2 protein-coding genes and 1 pseudogene are annotated in these 2,081 nt (G+C 54.1%); 2 read left to right on the forward strand and 1 reads right to left on the reverse strand.

Features of this window, described 5'->3' with window-relative positions:
• Positions 1–797: TonB-dependent receptor plug domain-containing protein (locus ACTHSP_RS20010; RefSeq protein WP_440346775.1), on the reverse strand; the 797-nt coding region annotated here is incomplete at its 3' end.
• Positions 798–1,199: 402 nt separating this feature from the next.
• Here ACTHSP_RS20010 and ACTHSP_RS20015 point away from each other — a divergent pair.
• Positions 1,200–1,832, forward strand: a complete 633-nt coding sequence (locus tag ACTHSP_RS20015; protein WP_440346776.1) for a TetR/AcrR family transcriptional regulator — start codon at positions 1,200–1,202, stop codon at positions 1,830–1,832.
• Between the two features lie 98 nt (positions 1,833–1,930).
• Positions 1,931–2,081: pseudogene (locus tag ACTHSP_RS20020) on the forward strand (IS5/IS1182 family transposase); the annotation flags it as partial.

Below are 2,081 nucleotides of genomic sequence, written 5' to 3' on the forward strand. Positions count from 1 at the left end.
CGCGAACGGATGTGGTTCAGCGTCAGGCGGCTGTAAAAATCGGGATGGTTTTCGGGCGTGAGCAGGAGTTTGAAGCGTACGTTGGTGTTTTCCACACGGCGCGGGTTGCCGGTCGGCTCATAGGACACGAACGGCTCGTAACTTTCGCGTTGCTGCCGCTCCGCGCTCAGGCGGAAGGCAAGGTTGTTTTTCACAATCGGGCCGGACACTACGCCGGCGATGTTGCGCGTTTTCTGGTTGCCCAAACCCAAGCGTAGCGCGCCTTCCCATTCGTTGGTCGGATCTTTGGAACGCATCACCACCGCGCCCGCCACCGCGTTCTGCCCGCGCACATGGCTTTGCGGCCCGCGCAAGATTTCCACCTGCTGCATGTCCCACAGCGACTGCGTGCCAAAGGCGTATTCGTTGTAAGTGGCGGAGCGGCCGTCTATGGACAGGTTCAGGCGCGGCCGAGTGCCCGCGAAAAACGCCACCGCGCCGACGGCGGGGCCGGAACCATCCACGCCGCGCACGGTCGGCAAATCGTTGCCGCTGCCCAAGTCCACCGTGTTCACGGTCTGTTTGAGCAGGTCGGTTGCGGAAAGATTGTGGCCGCTGCGGTCGATGTTCGGCGTGGTGAAAACGCGGTTGGACGTGGCGGTTTCAAAGCCGCTGCGGTTGGTGCGTTCGCCGGTTACGACGACTTCTTCCAACTGCACTTGTTCCGCATCTTGCGCCGTATCAGTGGCATAAATCCATTCGGAGGCGAAAGCGGCGGCAAGCAGCAGCGGCAGGCGGCGGAGGGTGGGTTTCTGCATTTCCTTATCCTTTCAGACGGCATACACCGGGGCGGATTGAACATCAGGCAATCCAACCGATCCGGCAGTATGCAAATATTTGTTGTTTACACATTTACATAAAACAAACTATTAATGTAAAGTATAAAAAACAAAAAACAGGAATGCAAGTGTTTATCATTTACTTTACTTGTTCCTTTTTATAGTGAACCATCTAAAAAACAATTCCCTCTCCCATTTGGTGGGAGAAGGTTGGTGAGGGCGATTCTGCGGCCTTTATGAATTTGGCCTGCTAAGCATCCGACAGCCCCCTGTCCGCAGGGCGGAGCGGCGGGATAAGGAAAGAGGTAGTCTGAAACGCCGCCGTATTGCCATTGCCGTCGTGGGGAAATATGATGAGTATCCGACTTGCGGATAACTTTAATGAAAACCCTTTATGAACAAAATCAAAACCTTCCTACCGTCATGACCGCCAGCAAACAACAAACCATCGCCGACACCGCCCGCCGCCTGTTCCGCGAACACGGCTTTTCCGCCGTATCCGTAGGCGGAATCTGCGCCGAGGCCGCCGTCAGCCGCGTTACCTTTTACAAATATTACAGCGGCAAAAACGCGCTCTTGCAGGAAATCGTTACCGAACAGAAAAACCGCGTCCGTGCCGAATTTGAGGCGCTGCTTGCACGGCAATGCAACCTGCGCGAAGCCGCCGAAGCCGTGTTTGTCCTACAAAAACAATCGTTTGAAGAACTCTATTCCGCCGCCTTCCTGCGCGACATCGAAGAAAACACCGATTTGGAGCTGGAGCGGTTTTTCCATGAGTTGAACGAAGAAAAATACGCCTTTATGCGCGGTTTCTTCCATACCCTGCAACAACGCCGCCTGATTCAGCCCGATTTGCCGGTGGAACTCATCGACCTGTTCATCCGACAGGCAGATATATTGATGCGCCACCCGCAATTGGCCGCGCTTTATGCCGCTGCGCCGCAAAAGCTGCCGCAGGATATATTGGGATTGCTGCTGCACGGTTTGGCGGGGGAAGAAGGAAGGAACGAGTGAGGAGATTGATTTTTTGGGGAAGATGAAAGGGATTTGCTGAATTTCTCATAAAACGTCGTCTGAAAACGAATTGTCGATTTTCAGACGACGTTTTAATCCTGTCTGAACTGCTGGAACTGATTAACCGCCAACTGACCGAAAAAAACCTAAAAGTAGAGAAAGCATCCGCCGTCGTCATTGACGCCACCATTATTCAGACCGCCGGCAGCAAACAGCGTCAGGCCATAGAAGTCGATGAAGAAGGACAAG

Source organism: Neisseria sp. P0001.S005, assembly GCF_051963715.1.

Excerpts from the sequence above, each read along its gene's own strand:
- ACTHSP_RS20015 (WP_440346776.1), top strand. The coding sequence starts at position 1,200 with ATGAAAACCCTTTATGAACAAAATCAAAACCTTCCTACCGTCATGACC.